This window comes from Candidatus Pseudothioglobus sp. uisw_070 (assembly GCF_059512545.2).
This window is the reverse complement of record NZ_CM183456.2, coordinates 536,042-556,894: the sequence shown is the minus strand read 5'-3', so window position 1 is coordinate 556,894 and position 20,853 is coordinate 536,042. Positions and strand designations below refer to the sequence as shown.

Genomic DNA, 20,853 nt, shown 5'->3' with positions numbered 1-20,853 from the left:
AATTAATATTTATTAACAAAAATTTGATATAACTTTTTGAAAGTTTTCTTTTGAATACGATCCAGTAACACAAGAGCTTCCTACACTATTTAAAAGCACAAGACGCAAACTACCATCAACTGCCTTTTTATCGACTGACATTGCCTGAATTAAGCTTTCACTCTTAACTCCCTTGCTTATGCTAATTGGTAAATTAGCCTTACTAAGAATACTCTGAATTCGCTCAAAGTCAGTTTGGGACAATGCTCCTTCGAACTGCGATAGCATTGAAGCCATACACATACCAATAGAAACAGCCTCCCCATGCAAGTAGACCCCATACCCAAAAGTATTCTCTATAGCATGCCCAAAAGTATGCCCAAAATTTAATAGCGCCCTCTTCCCATGCTCAAATTCATCCTGAGAAACGATGATCGACTTATCTTTACACGAACGATAAATTAAATCAATAATCAAACTATTATCTCGCTTCATAATTGAATCAATATTGGCTTCAAGATGGGATAAAAAATCAATATTACCCAGTAATCCATATTTTATAACCTCAGCCATTCCTGCTGAGTATTCACGATCATTCAATGTACTTAGGGTGTCAACATCAATGATAACTGCTTGCGGCTGATAGAATGCACCAATCATATTTTTGCCTAACTCATGATTAACACCCGTTTTACCGCCTACACTAGAATCTACTTGAGACAGAAGAGTCGTTGGAACCTGGATAAAATTAATACCACGCTGGTATGACGCTGCAGCAAAACCGGTTATATCACCAACCACACCGCCACCAAGAGCAATCAAAGTCGCACTCCGATCAAACTTTTCTTGAAGAAGTGCATCAAATATAAGATTTGTAGTTTCAAGTGTTTTATATTGCTCGCCATCAGGCAATATAACGACCTTCACTGTAAAGCTATCTAATAACTTAGTCACTCTATCTAAATACAATGGGGCAACCGTTGTGTTAGAGACGACCATAACTTGCTGACCACTTATATGGTCTTCAAAAAAAGATTTTTGAGACAATAAGTCACATCCAATATAGATTGGATATGACTTATCACCAAGCTCTACATTTAGAATTGTTTGATCATTCGTCATTAAGCAAATATCCTAGTTTCTCCATCACCTGTAACATTTTCTATGCAGCGACTACATAGCTCTTTATGCAATTTATTTTGACCTATTTCAGGCCTATGATGCCAACATCGAACGCATTTTTCATACTCACTTTTTCTAACTAAGATTGCCAGTGAATTATCAATATTAATAACATTTACTGGCTTATCCTTCAGCTGATGAACTTTTGCATCTGAAGTAATAAACAAAAACCTTAATTCATCTTTTAGTTCCAACAGAGCCTGATAATTTTCATCTTCACAGTAAATATCAACCTCAGCATCTAGTGATGAACCAATAGTTTTAGCACGCCTCATCTCTTCAAGTTCCTTCCTTAGATGAGCATTGATGTCTCTAGAAACATCAATTGAATGATTATTGAATTTAGCTTCCAGCCCTTCATACCAGGTCTGTAAAAAAATACTTTCTTTTGAAGCACCTGGTAAAAATTGCCATATCTCTTCGGCGGTAAACGTCAAGATAGGAGCCAACCAACGAACCATGGCATGGGAAATATGAAATAGTGCACTCTGAGCAGAGCGTCTCGCTAAAGAATCAGATTGAGTAGTATATTGTCTATCTTTAATAATATCTAAATAAAAACCACCCAGATCATTTGTACAAAAATTTAATATTGACTTCATTGCAAAGTGAAAATTGTACTCATCATATTCACTAATAACATTTTTTTGTAATTCAGCAGTCTTAGAGACAATCCACTTATCTAAAACGAGCATATGATCTATCTCTACAAGATCTTTACTTGGATCAAAGCCTTCCATGTTTGCCAACATAAAGCGCATTGTATTTCGAATCCTGCGATAACTATCAGCACTTCTATTAAGAATCTCATCAGACACCGTCATTTCACCAGAATAATCAGTACTTCCAATCCAGAGTCTTAAAATATCTGCGCCAAGAGAGTTAACAACTTTTTGAGGGGGAACTACATTGCCAACCGATTTACTCATTTTATGACCATTTTGATCGACAGTAAAGCCATGAGTAAGAACTTGCTTATAAGGCGCCCTGCCATTAATTGCACATGAAGTTAACAGAGATGATTGAAACCATCCTCGATGCTGATCAGAGCCCTCTAGATACATATCAGCGACATCACTTAAATGATCACTTGCCTTCAATACTGCATAATGACTTACGCCAGAGTCAAACCAAACATCCAATGTATCGGTAGTTTTTTCGTAATCAGGCGCTTCATCACCCAAAATATCTTCAACTTTAAGTTTAAACCAGGCCTCTATACCCTCAAGTTCAATTTTTTTAGCAACAATTTCAAATAGTGATTCTGTCTCAGGATGCAACTCTCCAGAATTTTTATTAACAAATAAAGTAATTGGAGTTCCCCAATACCTTTGGCGTGAAATGCACCAGTCAGGTCTATTTCCAACCATTAATTCAATGCGTTTCTGACCCCAATCAGGGATCCATTTAACATTTAGAATCTCTTCATTGACTTTGTCTCTTAATTTCTTTTGAGTCATTGAGACAAACCACTGAGGTGTCGCACGGAATATTACAGGAGTCTTATGTCTCCAGCAATGAGGGTAAGAGTGCGTAATGGGTTCGTGTTTGACTAAAGTGCCTTTATTTTGAAGTAGGGTAATAATAGTGCTGTTAGCTTTAAAGATAAACTCTCCAGCAACACCATTAGTTGTCTCTATGAAAACGCCCCTTCCATCAACAGGACACTCTACTGGTAAGTTATATTTAAGGCCAACTACGTAATCATCTTGGCCGTGCGCAGGGGCCGTATGGACTGCACCAGTTCCAGCTTCAGTTGTTACATGCTCACCTAAGATAATTGGCACCTGCTTATCATAGAATGGGTGTTGAAGCATTATGCCTTCAAGGTCAGAACCTTTATAAACTTTATCTATCTTATTCTTTGACTTTAGGTCAAACCTTTCAAGTGCAGACTCAAGTAAATCTTCAGCAAGAATAAAGTATTGCTCCCCTACATCAACTAAAACATAGTTCAACTCAGGATTAAGGGCAACCGCTTCATTTGCAGGTAACGTCCAGGGTGTTGTTGTCCAAATAACAACAGAAATAGGCTTATCTAGATCAAAAAAATTACCAATAATCTTAAAAGCCACATCTACCGTATCAGAACCTTTGTCTTTATACTCAACCTCAGCCTCTGCAAGGGCCGAAGAGCATTCTGTGCACCAATGTACTGGTTTAAAACCCTTAGCAATGTGTCCATTTTTAACAATTTTCCCAAGTGAGCGGACAATATCAGCTTCATACTTAAAGTTCTTAGTTAGATATGGGTTGTCCCAGTCTCCAAGAATCCCTAAACGCTTAAAATCAATCTTTTGTTTTTCGATCTGTTGATCTGCGTAAACCCTACAAGCAGCTCGAAACTCATCAGCATTAATTTTATGGCCAACCTTCCCTTTCTTTTTTTCCACCATATGCTCAATAGGAAGCCCATGACAATCCCAACCTGGTACGTACGGAGCGTCAAAGCCTGATAAGGTTTTACTTTTGACAATAACATCTTTTAGCACTTTATTTACTGCATGACCAATATGAATATCTCCATTCGCATAGGGAGGCCCATCATGAAGCACAAATAATGGCTTACCTTTAAACTTACGACGAATTTGTTGATATAAATCTTGATCCTGCCATGTTTTTAGGAAACCGCCTTCGCGATTTGCTAAATTAGCTTTCATTGGAAAATCAGTTGCAGGTAAATTTAAGGTGTTTTTATAGTCAGACATTAAGGCGTTAATTTTTTCTATATAAAAACGCCATTATACTTGACACATATGGTTTAACAAGATTGATAATGCTTTTGAAAAGTAAATTAAAGCGTATAAAAGAAGATTAAATTAACCTTTTAATTTAACTGCATTAAGTAACGCTTGAACTTGTTTAGGTTTAAGAAGTTCAGATTGATTTGCACGTAAGTTATCTGGCATCCGAATGTCACTAAATCTTGTTCTAATAAGTCTTGAAACTTTAAAATCTAGAGCTTCCCAAAGTCTCCTAACTTCTCTTTTTCTGCCTTCCCTTACAACAACGTGATACCATCGATTTGCACCATCGCCGCCGCCAAGGGTTACTTTATGAAATTTAGCAAACCCATCATCAAGCTCTATTCCGCTAATTAATTGTTTTATATCCTCGTCACTAACCCTTCCTAAGACGCGCACTGCATATTCTCTATCTATTTCAGAGCTCGGATGCATTAGCTTGTTTGCTAGATCTCCATTGTTAGTAAATAGCAATAACCCAGATGTGTTAAGGTCTAGTCGACCCACCATAACCCAACGCGTATTTTCGGGCAGGAAGTCAAATACACTTTTACGGCCCTCTTCATCTTTGTTTGAGCAAATAACGCCTGCTTGCTTGTTGAGCATCAAAACCTTAGTCTCTTCTTCTGAGTAACGCTTTAGGTCTATCAACCTTCCATCAATTGTTACCTTATCGGCGATTGTTGCCTTATCGCCAAGCGTCGCTTCTTTGTTATTGACAGAAATTCTACCCTGCTCAATAAGCCTTTCCGCCCATCGTCTTGATCCATAGCCAGCATTGGCAATAAGTTTTTGTAGTCTTTCTGACATTTAGTGTTATCTCTTTTTAGTAGGTTATACCCATCGCATCTCGAACCTCTTCCATTGTGCTTCGCGCAACTGCCCTTGCACTCTCTGAGCCCTCAAAGATGATTTCTTGTATAAGGTTTGGATTCGATTGATATTTCGCTATATTCTCTTGGATGGGCTCCAACTCAGTATTAATTGCTTCTACAACAGGCTTCTTACATTCAATACAGCCTATTTTAGCTTTTGTGCATCCTTCATTTACCCACTTGAGAGTATCTTCCGATGAATATATTTGATGTAACTGCCATACTGGGCATTTTTTTGGATCACCCGGGTCAGTTAATTTAACACGAGCAGGATCTGTCGGCATTCTATTAATTTTTTGCTTGACGGATTCAGGCTCCTCTCTCAAGGAAATCATATTATTATAAGATTTTGACATTTTCTGTCCATCCAGGCCAGGCATTTTAGATGCTTTGGTTAAAAGGGCCTCAGGCTCAGTTAAAATTATCTTCCCTAAGCCTTCTGCATATCCTAATAGCCTTTCTCTATCGCCAAGAGTAATATTTTGCTGCTCACCAAGTAAAGCTTTTGCCTTAACCAAAGACTCATCATCACCCGTCTCTTGATAAGACTTTCTTAATACTCTATAGAGTTTTGATTGTTTTTTACCCATCTTAGTCACAGCGGCCTCGGCTTTCTCTTCAAAATCAGCTTCGCGACCATAAATAAAATTAAAGCGTCTTGCAACTTCTCGGGTAAATTCAACGTGCGCGACCTGGTCTTCACCAACCGGAACCAGACCAGCTTTATAAATTAATATGTCGGCACTTTGTAAAAGAGGATAGCCCAAAAAACCATAGGTCGACAGATCCTTAGTCTTAAGTTTTTCTTGCTGATCTTTATAAGATGGCACTCTTTCTAACCAGCTAAGAGGGGTTGTCATTGAGAGCAATAAATGAAGTTCTGCATGCTCGGGGACTTTAGATTGAACAAAAATTGTAGAAGTATTAGGGTTAAGACCAGTTGCCAGCCAGTCAACAACCATATCTGAAACATTTTCTTCTAAATTAATTCTGTCAGAATAGTGTGTTGTAAAGGCGTGCCAATCAGCAACAAAATAATAAGAGTCATACTCATTTTGAAGTTTAATCCAATTTTTTAGGACCCCATGATAGTGGCCAAGGTGTAATTGGCCTGTGGGCCGCATTCCAGATAATACTCGATGATCTTTCATAGTGCTTAATAGAAGGCTTAAATGTTAATATCTCAATTATCCCATAGATTGGCTATAGCTTTCCAGGCCATCTAAAACCAAATTATCAAAGGATTTAATCGATACAGGAAGCTCTTTAATTATCTCTTTTACAATGCCACCACAGATAGTTATAACGCCGTCTGGGTATTTTAATTCAAAATTATGTATTTGAGAATTAACTGCTGACACAAGCATTGCATGAGTTCCACTTTGCCACGCCCCCTCAGTACTATTTTTCAGCTCAGAAGTGTTTATCGATAAATCATTTGTTGAAAACTTAGCAAAGCTTTCTCTTAGGGCACGAATACCAGGCATTATTAGTCCGCCTTGGTGCATTCCTTTAGCGTCAATAACGTCAAAGGTAACTGCGCTTCCAGCGTCAATTACTAGTAAAGGTGGATTTGGGAAGCGCTCAAGAGTCCCTAGCATTGCAAGAAACCGATCCACGCCAAACTTAGATGGATCGTCATAGGACAGAGTTAATTTTCCATACTGCTTTAACGGCTCTACTAAGTTAACGTTAGAAAATTGAGTCTTTATGGCTTGCACGATATTTGGATGTGCAACAGCACTCATCCAAACCAAATCAGCTTTGGGCAATAATTTTGATGAAAAAAGATCTACACCCTCAGTAAAGACTTCAGAGTCATCCGAGCGCCACTTGACTGCTGAATTTCCTATATCAATAAAGAGGCTAGATTGGGACATCAAAGAGGGCTGCGTTGATCCATAAGTGCATGAAAATACTTGCCACATAGCCTAGAGCAATGGCCCATATCCATTTAAGGTGTGAGACGAACGTATAGTGTCCTTGTGATTGCCCCATCAACGCAACACCTGCTGCCGATCCGATAGAAAGCATACTTCCTCCAACACCTGCAGTGAGTGTTACCAAGAGCCACTGGCCCAGAGACATGTCGGGCGTCATGGTCAATACTGCAAACATTACTGGAATGTTATCAACGATGGCAGAAAGGATGCCTACTAAAACATTTGCATAGGTAGCGCCCAACTGAACATACATCGCCTCAGAAACTAATGCTAGGTAACCCATAAAGCCTAAACCACCAACACTTACAATAACACCAAAAAAGAACAGTAGCGTATCCCACTCTGCCCTAGAGACCTTTCTAAATACATCAAACCTCTCTGAAATTGGGTCATTCGAGTTATGCCTAACTTTAACAAAATAGCCCACTACCATAAGGTATCCAAGTCCTGTCATCATTCCCATTGCTGGCGGAAGGTGCAGGAAATTATGAAAACTTACTGCTGTTGCAATCGTCAACAAAAACATAAAGGTTATTACAATGCCGCCATTCTTAATATCAACCACTTCATCTACAACCTCTGGCTTCTCATTTTTAATTGCAAAGTGCATAATCCCAGCAGGTATAAGGAAATTAACCAGTGATGGAAAGAATAAAACAAAGAACTGCTGGAAGTCAACCAGACCTTTCTGCCAGACCATGAGTGTAGTAATATCTCCAAACGGACTAAACGCGCCGCCAGCATTAGCAGCAACAACGATATTCACAAACGCAACCGAAATAAACTTTGCATTTCCAGCACCGACTGCCAAGACCACTGCGCCCATTACAAGAGCTGTAGTAAGATTATCAGCAATAGGCGACATAAAGAACGCTATAAATCCTGTTAGCCAGAATAGCTGTCTATAACTGAATCCTTTTGATATAAGATATACCTTCAATTTCTCGAAAACGAGGCGTTCACGCATAGCCTCAATATAAGTCATTGCTACTAATAGAAAAAGGAATAGTTCAGCATATTCTAAAAAATTGTGCCTTAGAGCTGCCTCTGCAGCATGTGGAATTCCTTTTGAGGCATAAACCCAACCTATAATTCCCCATATTAATCCAGCAACCAAAATAACTGGTTTTGACTTACGAAAATGTGTGAACTCTTCAAGCATCACAAAAGCATATGCAATAACAAATAAAGTTATGGCAAGATAACCAGCCCAGTGACTCGTTAAGTCAAGATTTACAGCATCCGATGAAGCAAAAGTTAAGTTTGGCATTAAACCAAGTATTATTAGTAAGATTTTATTCATTATTTATTTTTTTTAGTAGTGGACCTTGTTCATTGTTAAGGGTTATTCTTTCATCTTTAATCTCAACATCAAGGGTAGCCAAGCAATAAAAATGCGAATTATATTTTAACTTAAATACTACCATTCCGCTAGATTTATATCGAGCACCTCGAGCTTTTGCAGATTTTGAAGAAGCGCAGTAAAGAGAATCACCAACATTTATATCTGAGTCTAGCTCAAAGGCAAAAAGACGACGTTTTGCTGAGCCCAAGTAATGAAGCCGCGCAACAACTTCCTGCCCAGGATAACAACCTTTAGAAAAGTTAACGCCAAATTCATCAATATCTAAATTGAGCATCTGAGGCACCAGCTTTTCACTTGTAATAGAGAAAATTTCAGGCAAAAAGGAATCAATACAGGCCATTTCCCAGTGCTCTATTGACTCCATATTAAATTTGCTAATATCTTTTTTGTCAGTAATTATTAGTGATAATTTATCATTAATAACTAATGACTTTTGATGGGTTTCATTTATAGAGCCAACTTGAATATGTTCTTTTGTTATATCCTCAATCACAACATCGGACATTATGATAAACATCTGAAGCCTAGGCTTTATAGCCTCAAGTAAATCTAATGGAAATGACAGAAAAAAACTATCTTCATTTTTTGTTACCCAGAGTAGTGCTAGAATTTTTCCCTGATGCTGACAATAGGCATTCAGCTGAACGCTAAACGCATCAAGCTTATTAATATCATTACTAAGCTGCCCCTGAAGAAAAATTTCAGCATCTGAGCCTGAAACCTTTAGAAGCGCGCGATTTTTAAGATGAACAAACATAAGCTATATAACTATTTTAATTGGTACATTTTATCTATTTTTACTCAGCTTATTTTCAATTAGACATAAAAAACCCAGAGCAAGCTCTGGGTTTTTCGAATATTAACTTATTCCTAAGTCAACCGTTCCATCTAAACGAATTTAGAATGCAACTGAAGCCTTAAGTGTAAGTGAATCATCAAGCGTGCTATAAGTAGCAGCTAATGTTGCACCTGAAGTCAATGCACGAGAGATAGCAACCGATGAGAATGCTGCTTGAGCAGTTACCGCGCGCGTACCACGATCAGCTGCTGTAGCTGCAGCTACTGACGCTGCTGAAGCTCTCTTAGGTGTAGAAGTAACAACCATCGTGTTACCAGCTAGACCAAATGTAGCAGTAACTTTCTGGCTGCTAGCTAATGTCAAAGCAACACCACTTACTGTTGTGCCTAATGACCATGTAGTATCACCAGCTTTGTTAGTTACACTAATGTCCATACCAGCAATTGCTGCTGATGCAGTCGTAGTGTCACCTGCTGATTTTGATGTGTGGCTAAGAGTAACGCCAGACCATGTACCTGAAACAGTTACAGCACCATCGTTATCAATTCCAAGAGTCGCGTCACCAATTGGAGCATCAATACTGATAGTTACGCCTGTATCTTCTGCAGCTGTACCTTCACGTAAGTTACCACCAGAAGAAGTTCCGATAGAAGCTTCGTTAAACATGTCAGCAGTAACTGTTACTGGACCAATTGTAGTTGCCATAGTAGCACCTGTAATAGCTGGGCTACCACCTGAAACTGCGTCACTTTGATCAACGTCCATACCAACTGTTACAGTAGTACCACCTGAAGTACCTACGATGCTTAAGTCAGCGTCATAAGTAGTTGCAGAAGCACCAGATCCGTTATCATCATATGATACAGAAGCTGTTCCACTGATTGCAACAGCAGCCATAGCTGAAGTAGAAGCTACTGCAGATACTGCGAATAATGCGATTAGTTTTTTCATTTTATTCTCCATTTAGAATATATTAATTGCTAAGGTCATTCCTTAGCAGCCTTTTGCTACTCATACCGAATAACAATGCAACAATAATAACCACTTCCTATGCCAATGTCAACAACTATTTGTAAAAATAATACATTTAGTTGTTTTTTTTCAACAATTCATACTTATTTTAGCTTTAACGTCTTTAAATTAGGCCTTACAACCATTCTTAACTGATAAATATTAAGACATTAATCATCAGATTACTACCCATTAATTTCATTTAGCTAATTTTTTGTTATTTTTTTACAGTCTTGTTGTTTTTTTACTCATACAATAAAAAAACCGAGCGAACCCGGTTTTAAACTTAAGCTGATCTTAGAATTTTAAAACAAGTATCCACCATGTCCAGCACCAATCATGCAAAGCAGCATTGGAACCGACAGGACTACGTTGGTTCGTGAGGCCATTGCTGCAGTGAACTTTGCTTTGGCGATTTCTTCTGCACTCGCCTCCACCATACCAAGAATTTTTTTCTGGTTTGGCCAGATAAGAACCCACACGTTAAAAAGCATGATCGTTCCTAGCCACGAGCCTAGTCCAATCATCTCAGCGCCAGGCTTTAAAAGGAATGCGTTAGTGAAACCGTAGCCCAATGAAAGAGCCCATGCACCTGTTAGCCACGTTACAGCAGCAGACATACGGAACCATAATAAAGCTTTAGGCGCAATATACTTACCAATTGCAGCCGGACCTGGTCCGCCTTCATCAGCAAGCGCATCTGCCATTGCCGGCACTTGAACAAAATTAAAGTAATAGAGCAGCCCAACCCATGTAACGCCTGCAAGGGCATGAAGCCAAACGCTAAGGTTACGCTGAATCAAAGATGAGCCTTCAGGTGACAAATAAAATGCAACAAGGATTGCTAAAACAAAGCCTGAAACGATGGTGCCTTTAACAGAGGTTAATGGGTTCATAGTATTTTTTAATTTAGTTATAAAGCCACTATTATAAATAGTTCATTAATAGGTAAATGTTTTTTTATAATTTATATCTATAATACGATATACTCAACTTTAAATGAAATTTAGGAATAACTCATGATAATTAATTCAAAAATACTACTGCCATTATTAATCTTAATTAGCACATTTATATTATCGCCAATTAATGCTGCAGAAGCTCCTAACTCTATGGAGTACCAGGGGACAAAGCTAATGCTTAATGGTCAGGGTACCCGTGTAAAGTTTTTCATGAAAGTTTATGATACAAGTCTTTATCTAGGTTCTCAGAGTAGTAATGCCGAAGAAATACTTAGCAGCAATGAGGCAATGGCTATTCGTCTTGATGTGACGTCCACTATGGTTACTACAGATGCTATGAAAGATGCATTGAACTCAGGATTAGTTAAATCAACAGGAAACAATACCGGCCCTCTTACTGCAGAAATTAATCAGCTAATCGCTACCTTTAATAGTGATGTCAGTGATAGTGATTTTTTTGAATTTATTTATATGCCAGACTCAGGAATAAATGTGCTTAAAAATTCAACATACATCGATACAGTTCCTGGAATTGAATTCAAAAAAGCTTTCTTTGGAATCTGGCTATCTAAAAACCCAATTCAGAAAAATTTGAAAAAGGCGATGCTTGGAGGTTAGTCATTATGTCGAATCCCCCCAGTTCTTTTGCAGAGTGGCATGATTATCCTCTAACGCTTGATCCTATAGCTAAAAGTAATCGACTGCATCACCCTGCCAAAGTATTGCTCGTAGAAGAGATTCCAAAGTTAGGAAGTGGAAAAAAAGATTTTGGTGCAATTAAAAAAATCGCTTCAGTTAATTACCAAGCATAAAACTCATGCCTGAACTCCCAGAGGTTGAAACTACTAAAAGAGGTCTTGAACCTCTAATAGTTGATAGAAAAATTATATCTGTTCATATCTACAAAAAAAAGCTTCGTTGGGAAATCCCCAAACATCTTATAGCTACCTTAAAAAATCAAACCATCTGGAAAATATCGAGGCGTGCAAAATATTTACTAATTGACTTTACTGATGGACAGCTGGTTATGCATCTTGGAATGACTGGGTCAATAAGCGTTGTCCCTGTTATTGAGCCGCTAAAAAAACATCATCATTTTGAGCTTAAATTAGATAATAATTCAAGCATGCGTTTTCATGATCCTCGTCGATTTGGCTCAATCCTTTGGCAAAAAAATGATGAGCAGCTTACGCTCCTTGAAAAATTAGGTCCAGAACCATTAAGTTATGAGTTTGATGAAAACTCTCTCTTCAATTCTTCAATTGGCAAGACAAAAAACATAAAAACCTTCATTATGGATAGTAGTGTCGTTGTAGGAGTAGGAAATATTTATGCATCAGAAAGTCTATTTCTAGCTGGAATATCCCCTAAAAGAGAAGCAGGGAAAACGTCGAAGAAGCGCTATAAGATTCTTGTAAAGTGTATCAAAGAGGTTTTATCAGAATCAATTAATAATGGCGGCACTACCTTAAATGACTTTTCTAATGTTGACGGTGAGGCTGGTTATTTTTATCAAATCTTATCTGTCTATGACCGTAAGGATATGCCATGCAACAGATGCAGTGGTAAAATTAAAAAAATTGTACAAAATCAACGAGCCACTTATTACTGCCCTAAATGTCAACATTAGATAACCCAAAGGCTTTATTTCAAAGCACTTGCTCAACCAATTCAGAGCCATATGCGCTTCAAAATATTGGCGATATGATGTCACCTGGATTTAGTGAAAATTGCATTATCATTGTTGACCCTGGAATGCCTATTCATAATAAAGCTTTCGTCATTATTGATTTTAATGATGAGCTTTACTTTCGACAGTATGTTATCGAAAATAACAAACAGCTATTAAGATGCCTTAACTCTTTATACGACGATATTCAGCTTAATAATGATTTTGAAGTTCGTGGTTGTGTCACTCAGCAAAAACAGCGCAAACAGAAATCACTTCACTATTACTTACTGGATAAAGAGAGTGGAGAAATGAAGTTTAGTGAAAAAGGCAAAGAGAAAGAAATAGCCTCTTAGCCGCTCTCCATCCAAATTAGATGGGCCATCCTACCTGAACACTTACCATCTCTTCGATATGAAAAATATTTATCTGACTCTTTATAGGTGCACCTATCTCCCCCACTAATTGAACTAACTCCTAAGCTTTTAAGAACTATCCTTGCTGCATCATATAAATCAAGATAATATTTATTATTTAAGTAAGTAAAACAATTTTCAAAATTTTTATTTTTTAAAAGATATTGAGACCTAACCTCTCTGCCAACTTCAAAAGATAATTGAGAAATTGCTGGCCCTAAGTGAGCTATTAGTCGCTCTCCCTTAGAATCAAAAGATTCAATTAAAGATTCAATTACTCCATCAACTAGGCCCCTCCAGCCAGCATGGGCAATTCCAATAGCGGTGCCTTCCTTATTACTAACAAAAATTGGTAAACAGTCAGCAGTAAGAACCCCACAAACTGTCCCAGGTTTTTTACTATAACTTGCGTCAGCATCAACTATTGATGATATTGAATCTGCATCAACACTCATTTTTGAGTGCGTTTGATTAATCCACACTGGAGCGGAGGGTAAATCATAGTGCCTCAATAATAATTCACGATTCGCAAATACTGCGCTTTGTTTATCATCAACATGAAGTGCTAAGTTAAAGTTATCAAAGTTGCCCGTGCTACTGCCACCCTCTAAAATCCTAGTTGTTGAAATTAATCTAACATTATTGGGAAATAAAGTCATTAATTTGAAAAATCCAAAAATATCATGAATCGAATTTTTTTAAGACTTCTAATAAATCTTTCATGTCTTTTGGTAATGCCGCCTTCCATGACATTATCTCTCCTGAAATAGGATGAGTTAGAGATAACTTTTTTGAGTGGAGGGCCTGTCTTTTGAAATTAAGTAGAGCCCCTTTCAATTCTTCACTTGCTTTTTTTGGAAAACGTACACGGCCGCCATACATTGGATCCCCAATCAAAGAATGTCCAACATGGGAAAGATGGACACGTATTTGGTGAGTTCTGCCAGTTTCTAAAATTGCTTTTACATGGGTGTGACTTTTAAACCGGTCAATTGCTCTGTAGTGTGTTATCGCGTCTTTTCCACTCATTGAAACAGCCTGCTTAACTCTATCTTTAGAGTCTCGGCCTATTGGTTCATCAACAGTTCCTCCAGCAATCATATGTCCATATACTATGGCAGAATATTCCCTATCAACAGAGTGATTTTGGAGCTGCTCAACTAAAAGTTTTTGGGACTTTTCATTTCTAGCAATAACCATTAAACCTGAAGTATTTTTATCTAAACGATGAACAATACCAGCCCTATCAAGAGTTGATAAAGCTGGATCATAGTAAAGAAGAGCATTTGCCAATGTTCCACTCCAATTTCCCGCGCCAGGATGGGTAACAATTCCAAACTGCTTATTTATTACAATAATATCTTCATCTTCATAAACAACATTTAAGGGAATGTTCTCAGCAGTCCAATCATTTCTTTGCTTTTGATTTAAAGTTAGACAAACAACTTCAGCACCAGTCGACTTATCTTTTGGTTTAAAGGTTTTTTGATTGATTAATGCATCTCCAGATTTAATCCACGCAGTTATTTTTGAGCGGGAATAATCAGGAAGCATTTCAGCTAATGAAGCATCAAGCCTACTTCCTGTCATCCTCTCTGGAATAATAATATTTAGTATCTTCATGCAATCATTTTAATTGATATCAATAATAATCTTTACCTCGTTAGTAATTTATGAAGTAAAAGTTTAATATAGCCTAAGGAAACTTAAAACTGGCCTCTATAAGATAAATAAGCGTCAAGAATCGAGATAATATGTAAAATAATAAAAGAACAAATGTTTACTAAACATAAATCCATTAATTCTAAGCAAAAAACTAAAAAATGAAAAAAGAAAATACTCCACTTTCTCTTCCCAAGAAACAAGTCGATTTAGTTATGAGTCTATATTCTAGTGGCAAGATAGATGAGGCAATTAATATGATTAGAGCCTTAAATGAAGAATATCCTAATGTGCCATTACTTTTTAATTTACTAGGTGCTTGCTATAATAAATTAGGACAATTTGACCCTGCTGCGCAGTTTTTTGAGACAGCAATATCAATAAAACCTGACTATGCCGAAGCATTCTTGAATCATGGAATTGTTATGAGAGAGGTAGGTAAACTTGATCATGCAGCTAAAAGCTTTAAAAGAGCCGTAGAAATTTTACCAAATTACTTTGAAGCCCATAATAAACTTGGGATTACGCTTATAGATTTAAATCAACTTGAGGATGCTATTGAACATTTAGAGTGGGCAGTGGCCTATAAATATGATTTTTATGAGGCTCATAATAATCTTGGCGTTGCTAATAGAAAACTTGGCAAAAGTAGCGAAGCAGCAAAAAATTTTGAAAAAGCTATAGAAACTAACCCAAACTATATTTTGGCAATTTTAAATCTTGGGCTTACTCATAAAGATCTTGGACAATATGAAGAGTCTTCATTTTGTTTTGAAAGGGTCTTAGCTATCGACCCTAATAACGACCAAGCAAAGGTAAATTTAGAAGAGCTCAAATCTTAGCAAAGTTTTACTATGAACTTAGACCTTCTCCTAAATAATAAAATTAATTCTATTATTGAATTATTCTCCAATGGCCAACTAACAGAAGCACTCAAAACAGTTGAAGCCCTAATAATTCAATATCCTAACGAATCAATACCTCATAATATTAGTGGAGTATGCTATCGAGAAACTGGTCAATTAGAGATGGCAGTTCAATCATTTGAAAGAGCTGTTGCAATCAAACCAGACTTTGCTGATGCTCATTTCAACCTCGGACTTTCATTGCAAGAACTAAATCAGTTGGATGCTGCAATTAAGAGTTATGAAGACACATTAGCCATAGAGACTGAATATGTCAAAGCATACAACAATCTTGGCATCATATATTTAGAGCTTGGGCATGAAGATGATGCAATTAAGGCTTATGCACAAGTGATAACCATTGAACCAAATAATGCAGAAGCACATCACAATCTTGGTAATGCTTTCAATGAACTAGGAAGGCTGGATGAAGCAATTAAATCTTATGAGCAGGCATTAAGTATTGAGCCAAACTATTATGAAGTCCACAACAATCTTGGAAGCATTCTTAATGAAATTGGCGAAACTGATGAAGCACTTAATTCTTATAAAGATGCGCTTTCCATTAATCCAGACTTCGCTGATGCACATAATAATATAGGTGTTATCCTCCAATCACTTGATCAATTTGATGAGGCAGCTGAGTCCTATGAGAAAGCAATTGCTATTGATCCTGAGCATGCTAAAGCACATAATAATCTTGGCAACATTTTTAATGAATGTGGTCAATTTGCCGAGGCGGTTAATTTTTATCGACAGGCTCTTAGTATCAACCCAAACTTCGAGGATGTATATTTCAATCTTGGTGGCGCTCTTTATGCATTAGGGCAAAATGATGATGCTATTAATTCTTATAACAATCTGCTATCTATTAATCCAGATTATGCTGATGCACATAATAATTTAGGCCTTATTCTACAAGAACTAGGTCAACCTGATGAAGCATTTATTGCCTATGTAAATGCACTAGTTATAGAGCCTGACAATGCTCAATTTCACCAAAATTTATCCACATTAAAAAAATATAAAGAAGGTGATACACAGTTTACTCACATGGAATCACTTCTGTCCAGACGCAACCTTAGCCAAAAAGAGTGTATAAGTTTAAGTTTTGCATTATCAAAAGCATATGAAGACTTAGGCAGGGTAAGTGAATTGTTTAAGGTCTTAAATGAAGGCAATCTCCTTCGTAAAGAAGAATTAAATTATTCAATTGAGAGTGATCTCAATAAACATTCAATTTACAGAAAGCTCTTTAAGTCGGCCATTACAAAATCATCGCCATATGATTCGCAGACTATTAGCCCAATTTTTATTGTTGGTATGCCTCGTTCTGGCACTTCTTTAGTAGAACAAATTATCTCCAGTCATCACAAAGTTCATGGTGCAGGTGAATTACCTACCTTAGATAAGCTTATTACGCCAATACTTAATGAGTGTTTATCCCATAATAATGCTCTTTCTAAAAAAAACTTCTTGTCAATACGCCAAGGATATTTACAACACCTATCTACCCTTAATATCTCTGAAAGAATTATTACTAACAAAATGCCTACAAATTTTGAAAATATAGGATTTATATTAAAGGCATTTCCAGAAGCAAAAATTATTCACCTCAAAAGAGATTCTATGGCTGTTTGTTGGTCAATTTATCAGCGCTACTTTCCCAGTAAAAATTTAGGATTTCCATATAATATGGAAGATTTAGCACTTTTCTATAACTCTTATAAGGCGCTAATGAAGTTCTGGCATGAATTGTTTCCTAATCAGATATATGATATTAGCTATGAAGACTTAACTGTCAATCAAGAAGAAGAAACTAGAAAATTATTGGAGTATTGTGGGTTAGATTGGGATGAGAATTGCTTAAACTTTTATACTAATAAAAGCGCTGTGAAAACAGCCAGCTCATTACAAGTCAAAGAACCAATGTACCAAGGAAGTTCTGAGAAATGGAAAAAATACCAAGCTGAATTAAAGCCACTTATTAATACCCTTGGTTATCCATCATAATGGAAAAAGATGTTCTGCCTCAGGAGAAAGTTGATGCGGTTATTTCAGCTCTTTCAATGGGTGAGTTTCAAGATGCATTAGAAAAAACTGCTACCTTAAGCCAAAAATATCCGGGCGAATCTCTACTATTCAATATAAGTGGGGCTTGCTATCAAGGTCTTGGACAATTTGAAACTGCTGCTACGTATTATAAAAAAGCAATAGCTATTAATCCTGATTATTACAAAGCACATTTCAATCTTGGAGGCCTACTTCAAGAGCAGGGAAAACTTCAGAACTCTATTGAAAGTTTTGAGAAAGCTCTTTTCTTAAAGCCTGACTATGCTGAGGCATATAACAACATTGGAAGTGTTTTCAAAGAGCTTAATCAATCTGATAATGCAATTAGGAGCTTTGAGAAAGCGATAGAAATAAAACCTGATTATTTTGAAGCTCACTATAATCTAGGCCAAACATTTCAAGATCTAAATAACATAGAAGCAGCAATTAAAAGTTATGAGGAAGTATTAATAATTAAGCCAGATTTTGCAGAACTGCATAATAATTTAGGAATAATATATCATGGTATTGATGAAATAGATTCTGCTCGTCGACATCTGGAGGATGCAGTTAGAATAATGCCAGAATTTGTTGAAGCATTTAATAATCTTGGTAATATCTATAAAGAACTAAAGCTGCTCGATAGAGCAATAGATTGTTATAAAAATGCAGTGGCAATTAATCCTGAGTTTGATGATGGATATTTTAATATTGGTTTGGTTCTTCAAGATCAAAAACAATTTGACTTAGCAATTAATAACTTTGAAATGGCAATATCTATTAATCCTAACTATTCTGATGCACATTTTAATATAGCTAATATCTTACAAGATTTAGGTCAATTAGATGGTGCAGTTCAAAGCTATCAAAAGACAATCAAAATTAAACAAGACAATACTGAGGCGCACTACGAACTTGGTTTGACATTTATGCAGCTTGGAAAGGTAGATGCGTCAATTAAAAGTTATGAAAAGGCACTCTCTATAAATCCAAACTACAGTGATGTTCATAATAGCCTTGGAAATATATTTAATCAAATTGGCCAATTAGAGAAAGCACTTTTAAGCTATGAAAATGCACTTTCTATTTCGCCAGAGCATGCAGAAGTTTACTTCAATCTTGGGAACCTTATGCTTGATCTCAATCAATTAGATAATGCCATTGTAAATTATGAGTATGCACTTAAACTTAAGCCTGGGATAGATTGTAACTTTGGGAATTTAGTTCATACAAAAATGCACTTATGTAACTGGGATTATTTTTCTGATAATCTTGAAGAATTATTAGAAAAAATTAATCACAATGAAAAAACCATCTCCCCATTCTCTTTGTCTGCTCTGATTGATGATGCAAAGATTCAGCTAAAAAATGCCAAAATCTTTGCTAAGCAAAAGCACCCAAAGAACAGTGCTTTATCAAAAAATTATAATTATTCAACCCATAAAAAGATTCGAATAGGTTATTTTTCTGCAGATTTTAGAGAGCATCCTGTGTCCTATTTGTCAGCCGAACTTTACGAGCTTCACAATAGAAGCCAATTTGAAATCTATGCATTTTCTTTTGGACCTGACACTCAAGATGTTATGAATCTTCGAATTAAAGCGGGTGTTGATAATTTTTATGATGTACGCGATATGTCATATAAAGATATTGCATTACTATCAAGATCCTTGGAGATTGATATTGCTATTGATTTGGGTGGATTTAGTGCTAATAACAGACTAGAGATTTTTGCTATTACTGCAGCACCCATTCAGATAAACTATTTAGCATATCCTGGAACTATGGGAGCTGACTTCTACGACTATATAGTGGCTGATGAAACTTTAATTCCAGAAGCTCAAAAGAGTAATTATGCTGAAAACATTATTTATCTGCCAAGTTGTTACATGCCCCAAGATAACTCCAGGCACATTTCTGACAAACCCTTAAAGCGTCAGGACTTTAATTTGCCAGAAGATGGTTTCGTTTTTTGTTGTTTTAATAACAGCTATAAAATAACTCCAAAGGAATTTGATATTTGGATGCGGCTACTTAGCAAGGTTGATAAAAGCGTATTGTGGCTCTTAAAAGCCAATAAGTCATCTATAGAGAATTTGAAATCTGAAGCTGAAAAGCGAGGCGTTAAAGCTGATCGATTAATTTTTGCCGATAAATTAACAATTGAGGAGCATTTAGCGAGACAAAGGCTTGCTGACTTATTTTTGGACACCTTTAATTTCAATGCTCACACAACAGCAAGTGATGCCTTATGGGTTGGCTTGCCAATTGTAACAAAAATAGGTAAAGGGTTTGCAGCGAGAGTCGCTGCAAGCTTACTGACTTCAATAGAAGTACCCGAGCTTATTACAACTTCAGAAAAAGAATACGAAGCACTGGCATTAGATTTAGCTACGAACCCTGAAAAACTTTTATTGATTAAAAATAAATTAGCTGATAAGCGATCTACAGCACCTCTCTTTGACACTGAAATGTATACCAAGAATTTAGAAAAAGCATATATTAGGGCTCATGAGCGATATTCAAGTGGCCTTCCATCAAAGGAGTTTAAAGTATCATGAGAAAACTTACCGTAATTCTTCCTGCAGCTGGCAAAGGCTCCAGACTAAATTTACCTTATCCCAAAGAGATATTACGTGTCGATAAAGACAAAGCTTTGATTGATAACAGTTTTGATCTCTTTGAAGGTTTAGGTCGTGATGAAGTTGAATTTATCGTTGTCATCAACGAAGAAAAGACAGAAATCATCAAGTATTTGTCTAAGTACAAACATAAGTTCAATATAAGTTTTACATATCAAAATCCTAATGAGATTGAATACACTGGGGCAATTAAAAGTGCTAAACATCTTTTTGGTGAAAATAATATTGTACTTCTACCCGATACGATCTTAACACTGGCAGAAGGAGTTAATCTTGCTCATGAGGTTCATAAGCATCTAGAGGAGAGTCATTTTGCATTTTTATTCAAATCAGAAACTAATGAAAAAATGCTTAGTACAAAAGGTTGTTTGCAGCTAGATAGTAACAAAACAGTTCTTGATTATGAAGACAAACCAACTCAAGATATGAGTAGATTTAATGGCTATTGGTGTGCTTTTGCCTTCAAAAAAGATATCTTTAATGAGTGCATCAAATTCATGGAACAAAGCACCTTAAAACTTGAGAAGCCCAAAACTGTTATTGGGCAGACAAAAATATTTGGTAGCAAGGCGATTCAGGTAGAAGACTATAAGGACTTAGGCACTTGGGAAGAAATAGGAATACTTCTTTCTAAAAATCATTAAAA

The 20,853-nt window shown here is 36.6% G+C and carries 19 protein-coding genes; 8 read left to right on the top strand and 11 right to left on the bottom strand.

Translation table 11 applies throughout. From position 1 onward, the window contains the following. Window positions 1–12: 12 nt before the first annotated feature. From aroB to AC5YGD_RS02745, 9 genes are all read right to left on the bottom strand, one after another. On the bottom strand, window positions 13–1,101 hold the full coding sequence (gene aroB, locus AC5YGD_RS02785; protein ID WP_496142036.1) for a 3-dehydroquinate synthase: 1,089 nt from the start codon (window positions 1,099–1,101) through the stop codon (window positions 13–15). Continuing rightward, entirely contained in the window at window positions 1,101–3,869 is a 2,769-nt protein-coding gene (ileS, locus tag AC5YGD_RS02780) for an isoleucine--tRNA ligase (protein WP_496142035.1), read from the bottom strand. Before ileS ends, aroB begins: the two co-directional genes overlap by 1 nt. 111 nt (window positions 3,870–3,980) lie before the next feature. Continuing rightward, window positions 3,981–4,715: a pseudouridine synthase gene (locus AC5YGD_RS02775; RefSeq protein ID WP_271537910.1), complete on the bottom strand. Its 735-nt coding sequence runs from the start codon at window positions 4,713–4,715 to the stop codon at window positions 3,981–3,983. Window positions 4,716–4,731: 16 nt separating this feature from the next. After that, a complete protein-coding gene (locus tag AC5YGD_RS02770; protein WP_496142034.1) occupies window positions 4,732–5,931 on the bottom strand; it encodes a tryptophan--tRNA ligase in 1,200 nt (399 codons plus the stop codon). Window positions 5,932–5,967: 36 nt separating this feature from the next. Continuing rightward, on the bottom strand, window positions 5,968–6,660 hold the full coding sequence (locus AC5YGD_RS02765) for a type III pantothenate kinase (RefSeq protein ID WP_496142033.1): 693 nt from the start codon (window positions 6,658–6,660) through the stop codon (window positions 5,968–5,970). After that, window positions 6,647–8,026 carry a sodium:proton antiporter NhaD gene (nhaD, locus tag AC5YGD_RS02760; RefSeq protein WP_496142032.1) on the bottom strand — a complete coding sequence of 460 codons (1,380 nt, stop codon included), beginning with the start codon at window positions 8,024–8,026 and terminating at the stop codon, window positions 6,647–6,649. Before nhaD ends, AC5YGD_RS02765 begins: the two co-directional genes overlap by 14 nt. Then, a complete protein-coding gene (ygfZ, locus tag AC5YGD_RS02755; protein WP_496142031.1) occupies window positions 8,019–8,846 on the bottom strand; it encodes a CAF17-like 4Fe-4S cluster assembly/insertion protein YgfZ in 828 nt (275 codons plus the stop codon). The genes nhaD and ygfZ overlap by 8 nt, the downstream gene beginning before the upstream one ends. Window positions 8,847–8,987: 141 nt before the next feature. Then, on the bottom strand, window positions 8,988–9,839 hold the full coding sequence (locus AC5YGD_RS02750) for a hypothetical protein (RefSeq protein ID WP_496142029.1): 852 nt from the start codon (window positions 9,837–9,839) through the stop codon (window positions 8,988–8,990). A 365-nt stretch (window positions 9,840–10,204) separates the two neighbouring features. Continuing rightward, window positions 10,205–10,795: a urate hydroxylase PuuD gene (locus AC5YGD_RS02745; RefSeq protein WP_416687877.1), complete on the bottom strand. Its 591-nt coding sequence runs from the start codon at window positions 10,793–10,795 to the stop codon at window positions 10,205–10,207. Between the two features lie 123 nt (window positions 10,796–10,918). Between AC5YGD_RS02745 and AC5YGD_RS02740 the strand changes: the two genes are divergently transcribed. From AC5YGD_RS02740 to AC5YGD_RS02725, 4 genes are read left to right on the top strand one after another with little or no spacing between them, the layout of a single operon-like run. Continuing rightward, window positions 10,919–11,479 carry a chalcone isomerase family protein gene (locus AC5YGD_RS02740; RefSeq protein ID WP_496142028.1) on the top strand — a complete coding sequence of 187 codons (561 nt, stop codon included), beginning with the start codon at window positions 10,919–10,921 and terminating at the stop codon, window positions 11,477–11,479. 5 nt (window positions 11,480–11,484) lie between these two features. Next, complete coding sequence (locus AC5YGD_RS02735) at window positions 11,485–11,673, top strand: hypothetical protein (protein ID WP_496142027.1); 189 nt, start codon at window positions 11,485–11,487, stop codon at window positions 11,671–11,673. Window positions 11,674–11,678: 5 nt separating this feature from the next. After that, the gene (gene mutM, locus AC5YGD_RS02730) at window positions 11,679–12,491 is read left to right on the top strand and encodes a bifunctional DNA-formamidopyrimidine glycosylase/DNA-(apurinic or apyrimidinic site) lyase (RefSeq protein WP_496142025.1); all 813 of its coding nucleotides are present in this window, start codon (window positions 11,679–11,681) and stop codon (window positions 12,489–12,491) included. After that, window positions 12,479–12,886, top strand: a complete 408-nt coding sequence (locus AC5YGD_RS02725) for a S24 family peptidase (RefSeq protein WP_496142024.1) — start codon at window positions 12,479–12,481, stop codon at window positions 12,884–12,886. The genes mutM and AC5YGD_RS02725 overlap by 13 nt, the downstream gene beginning before the upstream one ends. Here AC5YGD_RS02725 and pgeF read toward each other — a convergent pair. After that, entirely contained in the window at window positions 12,883–13,605 is a 723-nt protein-coding gene (pgeF, locus tag AC5YGD_RS02720) for a peptidoglycan editing factor PgeF (protein WP_496142023.1), read from the bottom strand. The genes AC5YGD_RS02725 and pgeF overlap by 4 nt on opposite strands. A gap of 22 nt (window positions 13,606–13,627) precedes the next feature. Beyond that, the gene (rluD, locus tag AC5YGD_RS02715) at window positions 13,628–14,569 is read right to left on the bottom strand and encodes a 23S rRNA pseudouridine(1911/1915/1917) synthase RluD (protein ID WP_496142022.1); all 942 of its coding nucleotides are present in this window, start codon (window positions 14,567–14,569) and stop codon (window positions 13,628–13,630) included. Between the two features lie 200 nt (window positions 14,570–14,769). Between rluD and AC5YGD_RS02710 the strand changes: the two genes are divergently transcribed. Genes AC5YGD_RS02710 through AC5YGD_RS02695 form a run of 4 tightly spaced genes read left to right on the top strand, consistent with a single transcriptional unit; the run spans window position 14,770 to window position 20,851 of the window. Next, on the top strand, window positions 14,770–15,450 hold the full coding sequence (locus AC5YGD_RS02710; protein WP_496142021.1) for a tetratricopeptide repeat protein: 681 nt from the start codon (window positions 14,770–14,772) through the stop codon (window positions 15,448–15,450). A 12-nt stretch (window positions 15,451–15,462) separates the two neighbouring features. Next, the gene (locus tag AC5YGD_RS02705) at window positions 15,463–17,526 is read left to right on the top strand and encodes a tetratricopeptide repeat protein (protein WP_496142020.1); all 2,064 of its coding nucleotides are present in this window, start codon (window positions 15,463–15,465) and stop codon (window positions 17,524–17,526) included. Next, window positions 17,526–20,126 (top strand): tetratricopeptide repeat protein, encoded by a 2,601-nt coding sequence (locus AC5YGD_RS02700; protein ID WP_496142019.1) that lies wholly within the window; start codon window positions 17,526–17,528, stop codon window positions 20,124–20,126. The genes AC5YGD_RS02705 and AC5YGD_RS02700 overlap by 1 nt, the downstream gene beginning before the upstream one ends. Continuing rightward, window positions 20,123–20,851, top strand: coding sequence for a sugar phosphate nucleotidyltransferase (locus AC5YGD_RS02695; RefSeq protein ID WP_496142018.1), 729 nt, complete (start codon window positions 20,123–20,125; stop codon window positions 20,849–20,851). Before AC5YGD_RS02700 ends, AC5YGD_RS02695 begins: the two co-directional genes overlap by 4 nt. The last annotated feature ends 2 nt before the right edge of the window (window positions 20,852–20,853 follow it).

Bases quoted from the DNA above. Each gene is read 5' to 3' on its own strand.
- aroB (WP_496142036.1), bottom strand. From the start codon at position 1,101: ATGACGAATGATCAAACAATTCTAAATGTAGAGCTTGGTGATAAGTCA.
- ileS (WP_496142035.1), bottom strand. From the start codon at position 3,869: ATGTCTGACTATAAAAACACCTTAAATTTACCTGCAACTGATTTTCCA.
- AC5YGD_RS02775 (WP_271537910.1), bottom strand. From the start codon at position 4,715: ATGTCAGAAAGACTACAAAAACTTATTGCCAATGCTGGCTATGGATCA.
- AC5YGD_RS02770 (WP_496142034.1), bottom strand. From the start codon at position 5,931: ATGAAAGATCATCGAGTATTATCTGGAATGCGGCCCACAGGCCAATTA.
- AC5YGD_RS02765 (WP_496142033.1), bottom strand. From the start codon at position 6,660: ATGTCCCAATCTAGCCTCTTTATTGATATAGGAAATTCAGCAGTCAAG.
- nhaD (WP_496142032.1), bottom strand. From the start codon at position 8,026: ATGAATAAAATCTTACTAATAATACTTGGTTTAATGCCAAACTTAACT.
- ygfZ (WP_496142031.1), bottom strand. From the start codon at position 8,846: ATGTTTGTTCATCTTAAAAATCGCGCGCTTCTAAAGGTTTCAGGCTCA.
- AC5YGD_RS02750 (WP_496142029.1), bottom strand. From the start codon at position 9,839: ATGAAAAAACTAATCGCATTATTCGCAGTATCTGCAGTAGCTTCTACT.
- AC5YGD_RS02745 (WP_416687877.1), bottom strand. From the start codon at position 10,795: ATGAACCCATTAACCTCTGTTAAAGGCACCATCGTTTCAGGCTTTGTT.
- AC5YGD_RS02740 (WP_496142028.1), top strand. From the start codon at position 10,919: ATGATAATTAATTCAAAAATACTACTGCCATTATTAATCTTAATTAGC.
- AC5YGD_RS02735 (WP_496142027.1), top strand. From the start codon at position 11,485: ATGTCGAATCCCCCCAGTTCTTTTGCAGAGTGGCATGATTATCCTCTA.
- mutM (WP_496142025.1), top strand. From the start codon at position 11,679: ATGCCTGAACTCCCAGAGGTTGAAACTACTAAAAGAGGTCTTGAACCT.
- AC5YGD_RS02725 (WP_496142024.1), top strand. From the start codon at position 12,479: ATGTCAACATTAGATAACCCAAAGGCTTTATTTCAAAGCACTTGCTCA.
- pgeF (WP_496142023.1), bottom strand. From the start codon at position 13,605: ATGACTTTATTTCCCAATAATGTTAGATTAATTTCAACAACTAGGATT.
- rluD (WP_496142022.1), bottom strand. From the start codon at position 14,569: ATGAAGATACTAAATATTATTATTCCAGAGAGGATGACAGGAAGTAGG.
- AC5YGD_RS02710 (WP_496142021.1), top strand. From the start codon at position 14,770: ATGAAAAAAGAAAATACTCCACTTTCTCTTCCCAAGAAACAAGTCGAT.
- AC5YGD_RS02705 (WP_496142020.1), top strand. From the start codon at position 15,463: ATGAACTTAGACCTTCTCCTAAATAATAAAATTAATTCTATTATTGAA.
- AC5YGD_RS02700 (WP_496142019.1), top strand. From the start codon at position 17,526: ATGGAAAAAGATGTTCTGCCTCAGGAGAAAGTTGATGCGGTTATTTCA.
- AC5YGD_RS02695 (WP_496142018.1), top strand. From the start codon at position 20,123: ATGAGAAAACTTACCGTAATTCTTCCTGCAGCTGGCAAAGGCTCCAGA.